The sequence below is a fragment of the Mesorhizobium sp. M0051 genome, assembly GCF_040323235.1.
Lineage (GTDB): Bacteria > Pseudomonadota > Alphaproteobacteria > Rhizobiales > Rhizobiaceae > Mesorhizobium.
Map to the genome: position 1 here is coordinate 91,222 of NZ_JAMYUT010000018.1, position 13,869 is coordinate 105,090.

The window sequence follows — 13,869 nt, forward strand, 5'->3', positions numbered from 1 at the left end:
AAACGTTGATCAAGGACGAGAGCACGATAGGATACGAAGGCTAGCGAAACGAAACGAAAGCAGCGCCTGTAAGCCATTGATTAAGAATGAAAAAATATTTCTCCCTCCGCCGGGAGACGAGAGTGATTTCAAAGAATTATTCAAGCGGTTGGCCGCGGCGGGTGCTGGTCGGCCATTGGGCAAGGACGGGTTTCCTGCAGGCCCATGGACGCCCGAGCTTCTCGCAGAGGCGATTTCACTGATTGATTCCAACCGGGTTGGGGTCGATCTGCGAACGGTGCAGCTTTGGTTTCAAGATAACGAGAAGGGAATTAGCACTGCCAACATTCGTTGGCTGGCGAGGATTCTTGGATGCGATGATCCGGTCGCAACTAGCGAATGGCAGATGGAGCTTAGTGAGGCCCAATCGCGGTTATCGGCCAAAAGACGAGAATGGAAGAGAGCCGGAAGCAGCGTTGCACAGGAGAGTCCAGATACGGCAGTGACTGCGACCATCGATGACGAGACAGACTCCCCGGCAGAGCTGATACTGGATACTGACCCCAAGGCGCCGAGCCGGCGCTTTGGTTTGACGAGGAAATCGGAGGCGTTTTTTAGTCGCGGATCTCCCCTGAATTTGCCGGCGTCGGTGTTTGCGGGTGTCACCGCTCTTGGGTTTTTGTCGTATCTTACGGGGATTCACAGCGTGACCTATGGCCGGGCGGATGGCGTCGTCAAGCAGGTCGGGTTTCTCTGGACGGCGAATTGGACATTCGTCTTCATGGTGTTTTTACCACTGTTTTTTGCCTTCGTGACCGAGCTGGTGACCTTTTGGAAAGATGAAGGCCGCCCAAAGCTTGCGGCGCAGGGCGACAAGATGGAAAGCGACGATGCCTGGGCGCGCACCGTGCAAGCTTCTTCATATTCATATTGGGCGGTTTTTTTGATTTGTGTGGTGTTCGCCGGTCTTTTTCAGTGGATCGGCGTGTCTTTAATCCCGTTGCTCAAAGGGGGCGGCAACTATGCGACGGACTGGGGCTCGTTAGCGATTGTGCGCCCTGAGGTTATATCGGTGCCGGAAGCGATCGTTTTCACGGGCCTCGCTTACCTGTATATGTGCCTCTGTTTCTATCTGTTCTTTGTAGGCCTGATTTTGCTTTATACCGTGATACATGACCTTTGGAGTATTGCAGAAGCAGCGAGTAATCGACCCGAGGTGGATTATCAACACGAGCTCCATGAAGCCAGTCTCAGGGTTATGCGTACGATTTTTCGGTGTACTGTTTTGGGGCTTCTGATCGCCATAGTCATGAAGCTCCAGAGTGCTTACCTGACATCGCGTGGAGAGAATATTGTGTCTTGGTTGGTTGGCGATATGTCTAGCGCCTTCTATGGGCACAATGATGTGAGCGCCGGGATCATCTACCGTAGGCCAACCCATTACAGTAGCCTTCTTATCTCTATTTCGACCTGTGTGGTATTTATGTACGGCTGCATCCGTTTAGGTGTCGAACGTCGGTTTTGTATGCCTTTGTGGAGGATGTCAGCGATCGTCGCGTTACTCGTGGCCGGCTACTTGCTGATCGATGCATTTGCTGGCTTTTCGATCCTTCTGGGCGTTGGAGTGCTGCTCGCAATATACGGCCTGTTTGATCCAGGGTTGGGGCGATGGCGAGCGAGTAAGTTAGGAAACAATCAAAGTGTATCATAGTTGGCTTGATCATTGGGATGAGCGGCGGGCGCGACGCGGTGAGGAAGGGAAGAAACCAACGGATTTCGTCCTTGACGCGGAACGCGCCTTTCCAGGTGCGAAGAAGATAACAAGTATCGAGGAGTTCTGTGCCCTTGCGGACCAAGCCGTGGCTGATCCAGCCTTTTTCGACGAGCCGAGTGTGAGTGATCAGGGTTTTGAAAGACTAGATGGGTGGCTCAAATTTCCATCGGACATTTCTACTGATATCGAACAGAACAATGTCGTCTCGGCGAAAATCACAGAAAGCCGGTCGTTCGATCAGGCGATGGTGATTTTTCACCATTGGAATGCAAGCGCCCGGAATCGTCAGATTGCCAACTTTTTCTCGCAGCGTGGCATCACGGTTGTCGAGATTGCTATGCCTTATCACTTCGAACGCAGCCGTCCCGGCTCTGTGCACGCCGACTATATGCTTAGCCCTAATCTCGGTCGAACGATCCAATCTGTAAGGCAGGCAGTGTTGGATGGGCGAAAACTCATCCGTTGGTTGAAAAGCGAAGGCTATCGAGAGATTTCGGTTCTCGGAATGAGCTTAGGTTCCTGGGTAGCGGCCATAGTCGCGGCACACGACTTGGCTGTGTCAAAAGCCTCGTTGTTTCTGACGGCGGGGAGTCTAGCGGATATGGTTTGGACGGGTCGCGCGACACGATCGATACGCGCCAGCCTTGAGCCTGAGATTGAGCTGACCGATCTGAGAAGGGCCTGGGGTCCACTTAACTTGGAGAATTACGCGCATAGTTTGGCACGGCCTGATCTCGATCTTCAGGTTGTGTTGGCTAAGAGAGACAAAGTGGTGTTGCCAGCGCTATCGGAGAGGTTCATGCAGAGGCTGAAGGGCGCCGGGGCTAGGCCAAATATTTTAGAGTTAAACTGTGGTCACTATTCGCTCGCCATGCCACCTTACATTTTGTTGGCCGGTTTGAGCTTGAAGCGGTTACTAAGACGCGGCCGTTGAGCGGTTTCTGTCGTCTACTGACAACTCGGCCACAAAGATTTGGAAATCTACATCTGGCCCATTTCCCCGCGCGATCATTGGCGAGTTTTCGTATTCGCCGACCAGTGCTTCGCTGACGAACCGACCTCGAGATAGCGGCCAATCGAGCGCAAATAGGCGGCGATCTCTCGTATCAAGAAATCTCGATCGCCGTAGGTCTGTTCGATCCGCTCCAGCTCCGGCAATGCAAATTGCAATTCACTCGGCGATAGGTCGGCGTCCCCGAAGACGTATTTATCGTGGCCGACAGCGCAGATATCGCAGCCCGTCTTGATCACCTCATCAACGAATGCTGGGATTTCGCTTGTCTTCATGAGCCTTCTGTTTCTTGCCCTCATAACTGCACCCTTCCCTTTCCGATGTTGCCAGCCGCGTCGAAGGTTGGCGCTGATCTCCTTTTCGATGTCTACACTGAGCGTGTGATTGCCGAACGGAGCTTGCGATAGGGCGGTTTGTCGAAGTGAGGATCCCGGACCTCGCGCAAGCCAAGCTGATCTATCCAGTCGTCGAATGATGGTCCTGCCATATCCCGTGCCAATTGGCCCCTTGTCCAATATAATCTGTTCAACCGCATGTAGCCGAAATGGGTAAGCAGTTGCCCCTGACAACTGCATCTGGTGCGGTAGTCTAGGGCACGCCGCTTCGTGGCCGCGCTCTATGCCTAGCGGCACGGCGCCCGGTTTTCAACCGGTCTCCGCCCATTCGGGTAACGATCGCTCGTGCAGGCTGCTTTCCAGCCGGATCGTCATCATCAGTGAACCAAATTGGCGGTATCAGCCGTTTACGGCGTGGAGCAAATTCAGCATAGTGCGCCCCGCACGATAGCTCTGAGTTGGTGATGACAAGTCGCTAGCCCTTCTTGTCATACACCGCGGGGGAGCCGTCCTGGCGTAAGCCGGCGACGGCTCCTTTCAGTTCAGAATGACGGCCGCGATTACGGCCGACGTTAATTAGCTGAGAGAGGGAAAGAGGGCTCCGCCCTCTCTCCCTCGCAAGCGAAAAAGCGGTCTCCCCGTCCTTCCTCCGCGCGGCCCATGCCGCGCTCCGTGCAGGATCGGCGTCGATCCGCATGCGCGGATCAGCGCCGACCCTCCGGCTTCGCCTGCGGGCGGGCGAACCCCCTCCACTTTTTCCCTTGCCTCCCTCTCTCCCGCTGTTCCGCACGAGCTCGGCAGCAGGAGCGGGCTCCTGCCCGTCGGGCAAGAGCAAGACCGCTTCGCGGAGAAAGAAAGGGCTAGACCATGAAACAGACCGGTTACCTATTGGACCCCGAAACGACGATTTTTCGCGCGGTCGAGTTTCCGGCCGGGAACAGCTACAAACCGCTGCATGACCTGATCGGCTGCCGAATGACCGAGGTTGTGCGCTTCGATGAACGGCATTCCCTGTTCGTCGACGAGGAGGGGTTGCGCGAAGGGCTGAGCGCCTTCACCATTTTTGAAGGCTACCCGCAGCCATTGGCCGGGAAAATCGTTCTCGTCGGCGGCGATGGATGCGAGCTCTACGCCTCCCCCTTGATCAGCGTTGAAGATGCAGCGGCCTTTTTCAAGTGCTGTCGCCCGGTACGGGACCCCGTGTTTGCGACCGGCAACGAAGCGACTGCGGGAGGGCTTATCATCGCAGGCGTGTTGATGGGCTTGCAGGTTCGCATCGAGCGCTGCGCTCCTACCATTGTGGAAGGAGAGGCGTGATGACAGTCGCCATTGTCGAAAACGGGACGCTCGTCGTCTCCGTTGGAGGCTTCGCCGCGATTATCGCGGCGAAGTCCATCGAACACCAGTTCGGCGCCCTCACCCATTTTCCGGACCGGCGCGCAAATATCGAGCTCGACGAGCTTGCAGCGCGTCTCAATGACTTTGCGGCCTATGTCGAGGACCTGGCCGGCAAGGGCGATATTACGCCCGAGTTTAATGGCGTCGCCGAGGTTGAGGCGTTCGCGCGGCGTCATATTGATTTGGCTCGGCGGTTTTGGGCGGCAGAAGGACGGTGCATGAACTGGTTCATCACCGGCCCCGCACGCTTTCCCGTCGCCCGCAACGAAAAGCGCATAAAGGTCGCAGACGCCCGCCGTGCCGATCTGGGCGCGCATCCGGTCGCAGCCCGCAAGGCCGTTAAGCGGAAAGCCTTACCGCATGGGGCGGATGACGAGCCGATCCGCTCGGGAGATCCCGCTGCCGTCGAGAAGATCAAGGCCAAGATCGAGGCGCTGGCGCTCTCCATCAACAAGGCCAAGGCGGCGAATGCGATCATCCGGCGCATGGAGAAGGACGGCTCGGACGATGCCGCCATGATCAAGGCTGTGGTCGCGCAAACGGGCATGTCGGCCGCGATCGCCGTGCGCGGCGTCGTGCTGGCCGACTGCCAATGGAAACGCGGTTTCGACACGTCGGGCAACCGGGCCGAAATCCGCCGCCTGCACTCGCGACTGAAATCACTGGCGAGGATGCAGGAGCGGGGAAACGAAAGTCAGACCGTCAAGACCGGAATCGGAGTAGTCGAGATCATCGAAAACGTCGGCATGGCGCGCATTCAGATGATCTTCCCGGCCAAGCCCGACGAGGCAACAAGGCGGGCGCTGAAAGCCAACGGCTTTCGCTGGTCGCCGTCGCAAGGCGCGTGGCAGCGCCATCTTAACGAGGCCGGACGATGGGCGGCCGAACGGGTGATGAAAGCCATCACCGCCGAGGGCACCGCGTGAGCGGTGCCCCATGATCCATGCGAAGACGGAGCATCACCATGACCACGGCACAAGGGCCAGCAATCTTCGAAGTTATAGATTTTTCGGGAATGGCGATCCGTTCTTTGGAGGCGATACCGAGGGGAAACAGTCGATCGAACAGTTTCGCGAGATGCCCGGTCTGCGCGGTCGCGCCAGCCATGCCTTGGCTGCAATGCGGCCAATTGGTGCCATCCATCCTGACATGAATGCGCCGACAGTCGTGCTACGGTGAGAGCACGGCCGGTCGGTGTTGCGACACCGATCTGGCAGCCTGCCATGAAGTGGAGAGGAGGGTTTACCGTGTCCAGGATCAATCGCCGAGCCCTGCTTCTCAACGCCGGCAGCGCCGTTATCGCCTCGACGGTTGCGGCAACAGCTCTCGCCACAAAGCCGCGACGCCGGGACCGGGAACCGTCCCGCGATCTGCGGGCGCTGATTAAGGCGCATAAGGCAACGTACGCGGCGTTCGGCACGGCAATCCACGAAATGGACTGCAGTAACCGCGACCACGACAGAGCCAGCCGGACTGAGGAAAGGGCGCTGCTGGCTGTATGCGCCTATCCTGCGGTCAGGGAAGGTGATCGCCGGGCCAAAGCCCGATATCTTTTGAAGATCGAGGCGCGCGGTGAGCTCGACCTGACAGAGCACATGCAGGCTCTTCTCCGCTCGACGATGTGGACGGGATAGGACCGGCTTCCGCGTCGTCTAAGTTAGACGTCCGCGCCTTAATGCGGCAATACGGTCGCGTCCAGGTTAGAGATCGGGTATGTTACCCATTCTCTAAGGCGAGATCGGGTACAAGACTCGATCTGATGGGATGGCTATGCGACTCGTAACAACACCTAACGCGACGGTGCTCACGGGGCTTTCCACGGCAACGCTGCGAGAATGGACGAGCCGTCGTGCGCTGATCCCAGCGGACTTCCCACCCAAGGGGAAAGGATCACCTGCCGGCTTTACCTGGCAGACAATCCTTCTACTTCGGATCGCCGTGACGCTTCGAGATCGGTTTCATCTGGAGCTGCAGCCACATCGAAACCTATTCGGCAGCCTCAAGAGCGGTCTTCGGCGCACATCATTTATCGCCCTTTGGGGCAAGGCACTGAGACTCCAAGGCGGCAATGACTGGGCTCTCATCGAGGATGCTGACGGTACGCCGCTTAATGACGATGCCGTAATCATTCGGCTTGAGCCGCATCTCGAAACCCTGTCGATTGGCTTCTCTCTACCCCGCCCGGTGCTGTCATCCGGCCAGTTAGAGCTATTCCCTGCGCGTTCGATCGATCCGCCCCATGCCTCGGGCGGCCTGAGGCCTACCAAACGACAGGCTGCTACTTCGAACCCAGGCCGGAGGTTGGCGTGACGAGCGCGGCCTTCAAACAAGCGCTGGAAGCGACAGGCTATCTCGGTCCCAACGGCCGACCGGCGCCTGGGTTCGTACCAGCCGACGACCTTCGCGCCGCTAAGATGCGTGCCATATTCTCAGACGACCGGGTCGGCCTGAATGCGGACGCCGTCTTCTCGGCTCAAAACGCTCCCACCAGCATCTTCAAGGATTCTGGGCGCGCGGAACCTACCGATGAGGACCTCCGCCGGTGGCACGAAGCGGCATGGAACGTCGGCGTCGCCCCGCTTTTGTGGATCGTCACGCCTACGGATGTCCGGCTTTACGATTGTTATGCCTCACCCGAGCAGACCGAAGGGCAAGCGGGCCAAGCACCGCAGGCCTTGGACCGATTCGTCCTTGAGTCCGGCGATCGTCTGCGGGCGTTGGATGCCCAGTGCGGTCGAATTGCCACTGAGACGGGTGCATTCTGGTCAAGCGCGATAGGATCCAAAATAGATCGCCGGCATCGGGTCGATCGCGAACTGCTGTCCGAAATCAGCTCCCTTGAGGATCGCCTTACGGCCCTTGGCGAACCACAAACCGACCGCGCTTTGGCCCACGCCCGCGATATCGCGCAGCGCTTCATCGGTCGCTGCATCTTCACCTGGTATCTCTTGGATCGAGGAATTGCTCAGCCATTCCTGCCATCGAACTTGCCTGCGGACTTGAGCGCGATGTTCGCGACGCCAACCAACGCTTTTGCATTGTTCGAGTGGCTGCGCACGACGTTCAACGGCGATCTGTTTCCAATGGACGACCCTGGTGCTGAGCGGGAGCAGCTTACCCCTCAGCACCTAGAGCTGATCCGCGACTTCGTCGAAGGTCGGAGCCTGATCCCGGAGCGCCATGGGCAGGGACGTCTTTTCAGATTCCGGTTCAATGCCATTCCGGTCGATCTCGTCAGCTCGATCTACCAGCAGTTTGCCCGCACCAGTGCGGCGGACGAGGCTCGGTCCCAGGGTCTTCATTATACGCCGATCGAGCTTGTGCACCTCACACTCGATCCTGTCTTCGAGGGTCTTTCGTCGGACGCGACAGTCATCGACCCGGCGTGCGGGTCGGGTGCCTTTCTGGTCGAGGCGTTCCGACGCCTGGTATGGCGCGCGTCTGACGGCAAACCGGCTAGCCGGCAGGTCGTCCGCCAAATTCTCTACACTCAGCTCTTTGGCATCGACATTAATCGCGCGGCCTTAGCCATCGCGGCGTTCAGTCTCTATTTGGCTGCGCTGGAGCTCGACGACGAGCCGGTCAGCGACATCCGAGACCTCAAATTCGATCGTCTGATCGATACGACGCTGTTCGAGGCGGACTCGCTCGGCGACAATCTTCCGACCCAGATCATCAGCAAAACCTTCGATGCCGTCGTCGGCAATCCTCCCTGGACATTCGTCAAGAAGGAAGGCGGAGCGCAAAAGCGACGCACCTCCGAAACCTCGACCTTGCGGCCAAGGCGAAGCCCCGACCAAGCCTTCCTGGCGCTCGGCGCGAACTTGGCCGGCGACGGCGGTCGCGTCGGGATGGTAATGAAAGCTACCCCCTTCTTTTCCAAAGACACCCACGCCGTGGCGGCGCGGAACTATCTATTGGAGCGCCTCGCGCCCGTCGCGTTGATCAACCTCTCCTACCTTCGTCGCGAAGACTTGTTCCCGGACGCGATTGGTCCGGCGCTGCTCTTCTTCGCACGGTGTGCCCTTGGACCCGACGCTGAGCGCATGCTCGTCGGGTCGATTCCTTGGACACCGGATTTCCGGCGGACAGGCGTGTTTCATCTCGGGCCCGGCGAAATCCGCTCGGTGCCGCTCAAAAAAGTGCTCGCAACACCACCTTTCCTAAAGGCGGCCACCTTTGGAACTGTTCGCGATGGCTGGCTTGTTGAGAGGCTCGAACGCGAGTTTCCCACGTTTGATGAAGTGCTGACAAAACTTGGCGTCGAGCGGCGCGTAAATCGAGGGCAAGGGTTCAAGGTCAAGGGCATCGGTCAAACGGAGAGTCCCGAGGACTATGCCGGACTCCCTGTGGTCACGCCGGACAATTTTACGCCGTTCCGCCTCCAAGCCGGAAATCTTGACAAGTTCGAACACGAGACCTTGCACAGAGTTCGGAGTCGATCGATATTTCGCGGGCCGCTCCTTCTTTGCTCCAAGGTGGGATCGGACGCTGGCGCCCAGCGGGGACGATACAGCGCCGCCGTGAACGATCAGGATGCGCTCTATACCCAAGGCTATTTCGGCATCTCATTCGCCAACAGCGAATCGCGTTTTGCATATCTCCTGTCCGGAGTGATGAACTCGAGTCTGACTGCATTTCAATTCGCGCTGGGCGGACCGACTTGGGGTCTCGAACGACCAACCGTCGAGCCACACGACCTCTTGTCGCTGCGAATGCCCTTCATTGGCGACCTTGATGATGATGTCATCGAAGCCGTCGTTGAAGCAGAGAAGCGAGCGGCATTATCTCCCGATGATCAGGCATGTTTGAATCAACTCGACGATGCAGTATTCGAACTTTATGGACTTGATTGCGACGAACGCACTCTGGCCCGGGACAGCGTAGCGCGCGCCCGCTACCTCATCTTCGAAAACCGCAGCGAGCGAATTCAACTCGTCAAGTCCCCTGACGCCTCAAGTTTGAGAGATTATGCGGGCGAGGTCGCGCGAACGGTCGATGCCTACCTTCGAGCGCGCAACGAGCGCCGGCTTGAGGCCGTCATTTACCCGATGCGCTTGAGCAAGGGTGACCTCGCCACCGGGGTTCCAGGTGTGACCGCCGTCCGCTTCGTCATGGTCGACGGCGGCCCCGGACACGAACCGTCCGTTCGTGAGGGCAATCCGGCCGAACTCGACGCCTTGGCGGCGATGCTGCGGGGTCAGTTGGATGCAGACATTCCGCCATATCTCAATGAGCGACGGCAAATACGGCTTTACGGCGCGAACGATCTCTTCATTTTGAAGCCGACGGAAGTCCGGTATTGGACCCGGACAGCTGGTCTGAACGATGCAGACGTCATCCTCGCCGACCACTGGTTGCGGAGGCGGGATGCCGTTGCTTACACCTGACCTCCCGGTCGGTCTTCCCGCGTTCGCCTTGTCTGGCGACCAGATCGCCACCGTCCTCGATCTCCTTTGCCGCGGGTGCAACGAGGCCAGGCATCATCTGACGCCCGGAATGCTCGAAGTTCCGACAACGATGGTCGTCCGAAAGGCGGTGCGTCGGGTCAAAAAATCGCTCGGCCTTACCAACCTTCAGGTGCGGGGTGAGCACGAGCTTGAAGACATGGCGACCACGGACCCGACCATTCTTGGCCGGATCGATATCACCCTGCAGTTCTTGCACCAGTTCGGCGACGAGGACGCCTATGTCGCCGTCGAGTGCAAGCGGGTGCGGGCTGGCGACGCCACGCTGAATGGAAGCTATGTCACCAAGGGCGTCGATCGGTTCGTAACAGGCCAGTATGCCGCCGGACACGACTGGGGGTTTATGCTTGGCTATGTGCTCGCGCTCCCCGCTTCTGCTGTCATCGACGCGGTCGATGGTCGGATACGAAAGATATATGGCGACTCCGCAGGGCTGACGCCCGAAGCGGCGCACGCGCTCTCTCTTGCCGTTCTGGAAGGTGCGTTGATCCAGAACGGCAGCCACGCCATCCGGATCAAGCATGTATTCATCGACATGTTGCCGGCCGCGCCGGCCCTGCTTGTCCAAGCGCACAATCAAGATGGACCAGGTAGTTAACATTTCTGACGGACTGTGAGCTTTTCCGCGCGAAGGCAATGTTGGCGAATCTCACAGCGAGTTGCCGATCATCTCGGATTTGTCCGGCTTCGGGTCAGGATTTGCCCTTGAAGTTTCCCCGGAGCGAGAGTTTGAAAAGCGTCGGAAATGTTCTTCGCCGGCCGACTGATGCCCATTTGCCTCATTTCTCGATAAACGATGGGGCGGCCAAGACCCAGTTGCCTTGTACTAATCGGCCTCCATCACGATTGACGTGACTTCTCGAAAGGCAGGGGTGACGCTGGATCGTCCAAGCATTAGATTTCCCTGGGCAGGTTTGAGGAGGTTAACGTGAGAATTCACGACATCATTACAGGATGGGAGTTCTTGGCCGAGGCCGAGGCGATCGACGCTGCGATTAACAAATACGGAGAATGGACCCCGTGCGCCAAAGCCGGGAAAGCGCGGACCGTACAAAAAGCGTGAGGAAAAACCAAACGGCGAAACCGAATGAACATGTCAGATGGTTGAGGTCGAAAGCTATTTTCCGACCGGCACCGCTGGTCAGCACCGGCCGATCCACTGTCGACCGACAGCGGGCCAAGGGGCGGCTGGGGTTTCCCACATGGCCAGGCAGACTTTTTGGTTTTGTGGGGAGCATCGAGGTGACTCGGAGAACTTAGGTTGAGCCCTATGCCCAACCCACGTGATCCGATTTTGCGAGCTTTAGAAACAGGTCGAACCAAAACCGATGCTCGGGTCCAACTCGATCGCCAAGCGTCTCGAACGCACAATACGCGACAGACGTCGTCGGGTCTTTGCCCGCAAAGGCTGTCATTGATCAGCGCGTCTGTGACAGGCCCGCTGCCATAGCGCCCGACCAGGCGCAGTTGGTCAGGTTTGCGCAGTCTGGTCGTGTCGCTGAAGCGCCATCTCAACGTCCATTACGGACTGAGGCCCGATGAATACCGTGAGAAGTGGGGTTTGCCGCGGGACTATCCGATGGTCGCTCCGAACTACGCTGCGCAACGATCGGCGCTGGCGAAATCGAGCGGTCTTGGTAGGAAGGCCGCACCTATTAAGGTACCCGCCAAGCGGAAGGCAAAGGCCTCGTAAGGCTGCACATGTCGTGAACGACGTTTGCACGAAGCTGTTGCTTTCCGCTCAGCGAGCTCTTTTTCAGTGCAGTTCCAGAGAATCTTCGAGCAGGCACCTATGATGGGATGCATCGCATATCCGTAGTGGTGTGCAACTGGGGGCATTAACAAGATGATAGTCGGGACGGTGCTGGGTCGTTGAAGACGTGCCTACCCGCGAAATCGCTCTGCGTCCCAGACAGTCTTGCCGTCGACCTTCATCGGCTTGTGGATCATCAGGCGCTTCGGCAGGTGCTCAGGGTGGACCTCGAGAAGCGTAATTTTGATCTGCGGCTTGCAGCGGTTGCAGTGGAATTTCAGCTTCATCGGATCGACACCGCCCCCCATAGACCATCATCAGATCGGCTGATCGACAGGAGCGGACGTTGCCGCAACTGCACTCGGCTTTCACAAGCATGTTGTGCCTGGTCGCCTTGCCCAGAGTGTCGATCGGACCGTGCGCCATGAGAACGGAAAAGGAACAAATTCCTTGCCCGTCAAGCAGGGTCGTGGAATCTTTTATCCGGTGATGACGGACGGTGGCAGACCAACGACGCGAATTGCTGACGGCATTCGCAAAACAGAAAGCCGAAGCGAAAGAACGCAACCTACTTTTCTAGCGGACCGGAATGGATTAATATAAGAATTCGCTAAAAAGGGGCCCACCGTGCGCTTGTTGTGGTTTGCCGTCACCATGGTTTTCGCGCTTGTACTTATGCACGGGGCCGCCCGCGCAGATGTAACCCTCTCTATGAATCTTTGGGATGTTTTGCCGCCTGTCGAGATTCCTCAGGGGCGGAACGATGATTGCGGAGCGAACGACGCAATCAAACGGATATCGGATATGCAATCCGGCTATTCTGAGACATTTCCGGGCACCGGCACCAATGGCGAAGATGTGTGCTGGCGAAGAACAACGGATCCGGGCGTTTCCGCTGATGACGACTTCAGCGATTGGAGTCGGTGCGCTGCCGATGGACCATGCGAAATCAAATGAGCAAGCTAGTCGATTGCCGCGTTGCTGCAGTGGTGGGGATCGTCTCTTTGCTGGCCTTAATTAGCATAACAACAACTGTTAGAGCCCAAGTTTGTTCGGGGAGCGGCTGTCAGTATATTTCTCTCACTAAGCAAAATGGCTGCATGACATTTGTAAATCGTAGCGATTATTTGGTAACGATAAGTACTGGCGCCGGGGGCCACGCGCCAACAGTGTACGCACACTCATCGGAAGTACTGCTAAGTGTTGGCTTCAATGGTATCTATGGGTGCATGAAGAATCTCGTAGGTACATATACGGCAACAGCTCACGGCGTGCCGCCCAAGAGAAAACCGGCTGACACCCCCGCGCCTCGTCAGACCCAGCCTACTAGTCCGCGAAGCCCAGAGCCACCTGCAGAAGAAGCGCCGAGTCAATATACATTCTCTACTAAGAACACATGCAGTCAATCGCTCAACCTAGCAATCCGATACAAAAAGATAAACGGCGAGTGGGTGACGAAATACTGGTGGAAAGTCGCAGGGCCCGATACAAAATCTCATAAGTTGACCATGTCTCATCGGACAGTTGTGACTGAAAACCGGGTAGCTTACTATTACGCGCGATTTATAGACGGCAGTTATGCATGGGAAGGTAGCAGCTCCGCGGATAGGTATTTTGACGTCGAAGACGCCACATACTGGTTTAGAAAGATAACAGCCGGCGGATCGAGCTTCGATATTTCTCTGAACTGCGATAATTATGAGGTGCCGATGAGAGAGCCGATGGCACTGCCCAAGCCAGAACGCGTGCGGCCATAAAACATCCGCAGTTCGGTCTGGGACTGGATGCCCGCAAGAATGCGCAGCGGGGGCTGCCGTTCGATGCCGAAAGAAGTCGCCCGACGGCGTTGCCCCTACACGCGTATGAGATGCGCTCCTGATCCTTCTTAGCCACGGCCATTTATGTCTCCTGTCTCACCTCTGCGTTCAAAAAGTACAAAATCCTGGTCTGTTTCAAGGGAAATTTGCCCCCGCGCTCGTACTATGGTATATTATGTTGCTCTCAAGCAACCAAGAGAAGTTTCGATTGAGATTATAACGGCTTAACTTGGATGCGCAGCTAAACGTGACATAGGCTACTGACCAGAAGGGGATAAAAACCATGACGGCAAGAGCAATAATATTGGCACTAGCGGCGACTCTCATTGGGTC

10 protein-coding genes and 1 pseudogene are annotated in these 13,869 nt (G+C 57.4%); 9 read left to right on the plus strand and 2 right to left on the minus strand.

The genetic code is table 11. The features are described from left to right. Positions 1-76 precede the first annotated feature (76 nt). Both NKJ90_RS19485 and NKJ90_RS19490 read left to right on the plus strand, forming a co-directional pair. Positions 77-1,690, plus strand: coding sequence for an RcgA family putative transporter (locus tag NKJ90_RS19485; protein WP_352486568.1), 1,614 nt, complete (start codon positions 77-79; stop codon positions 1,688-1,690). Then, a complete protein-coding gene (locus tag NKJ90_RS19490; RefSeq protein ID WP_352486570.1) occupies positions 1,680-2,687 on the plus strand; it encodes an RcgR family putative quorum lactone hydrolase in 1,008 nt (335 codons plus the stop codon). Before NKJ90_RS19485 ends, NKJ90_RS19490 begins: the two co-directional genes overlap by 11 nt. Positions 2,688-2,761: 74 nt before the next feature. Here the strand turns inward: NKJ90_RS19490 and NKJ90_RS19495 are convergent, their stop codons facing one another. Next, positions 2,762-3,040 (minus strand): Y4lK-related protein, encoded by a 279-nt coding sequence (locus NKJ90_RS19495; RefSeq protein ID WP_352486572.1) that lies wholly within the window; start codon positions 3,038-3,040, stop codon positions 2,762-2,764. Between the two features lie 927 nt (positions 3,041-3,967). On the opposite strand from NKJ90_RS19495, the gene NKJ90_RS19500 reads away from it, so the two are divergent. The 7 genes and pseudogenes from NKJ90_RS19500 to NKJ90_RS19530 all read left to right on the plus strand — a co-directional run. Continuing rightward, entirely contained in the window at positions 3,968-4,417 is a 450-nt protein-coding gene (locus NKJ90_RS19500; RefSeq protein ID WP_352486574.1) for a DUF3846 domain-containing protein, read from the plus strand. Continuing rightward, positions 4,417-5,424, plus strand: a complete 1,008-nt coding sequence (locus tag NKJ90_RS19505) for a DUF8626 domain-containing protein (RefSeq protein ID WP_352486575.1) — start codon at positions 4,417-4,419, stop codon at positions 5,422-5,424. Before NKJ90_RS19500 ends, NKJ90_RS19505 begins: the two co-directional genes overlap by 1 nt. A 321-nt stretch (positions 5,425-5,745) precedes the next feature. Beyond that, positions 5,746-6,132: a hypothetical protein gene (locus NKJ90_RS19510; protein WP_352486577.1), complete on the plus strand. Its 387-nt coding sequence runs from the start codon at positions 5,746-5,748 to the stop codon at positions 6,130-6,132. A gap of 136 nt (positions 6,133-6,268) precedes the next feature. Further along, positions 6,269-6,808 (plus strand): hypothetical protein, encoded by a 540-nt coding sequence (locus NKJ90_RS19515; protein WP_352486579.1) that lies wholly within the window; start codon positions 6,269-6,271, stop codon positions 6,806-6,808. Then, the gene (locus NKJ90_RS19520; RefSeq protein WP_352486580.1) at positions 6,805-9,888 is read left to right on the plus strand and encodes an HsdM family class I SAM-dependent methyltransferase; all 3,084 of its coding nucleotides are present in this window, start codon (positions 6,805-6,807) and stop codon (positions 9,886-9,888) included. The genes NKJ90_RS19515 and NKJ90_RS19520 overlap by 4 nt, the downstream gene beginning before the upstream one ends. A gap of 28 nt (positions 9,889-9,916) precedes the next feature. Continuing rightward, a complete protein-coding gene (locus NKJ90_RS19525; protein WP_352486581.1) occupies positions 9,917-10,564 on the plus strand; it encodes a hypothetical protein in 648 nt (215 codons plus the stop codon). A gap of 897 nt (positions 10,565-11,461) precedes the next feature. Beyond that, positions 11,462-11,659, plus strand: a pseudogene (locus NKJ90_RS19530) (MucR family transcriptional regulator); the annotation flags it as partial. Between the two features lie 191 nt (positions 11,660-11,850). On the opposite strand, the gene NKJ90_RS19535 reads toward NKJ90_RS19530, so the two are convergent. Next, positions 11,851-12,006: a hypothetical protein gene (locus tag NKJ90_RS19535; protein WP_352486582.1), complete on the minus strand. Its 156-nt coding sequence runs from the start codon at positions 12,004-12,006 to the stop codon at positions 11,851-11,853. Between the last annotated feature and the right edge of the window lie 1,863 nt (positions 12,007-13,869).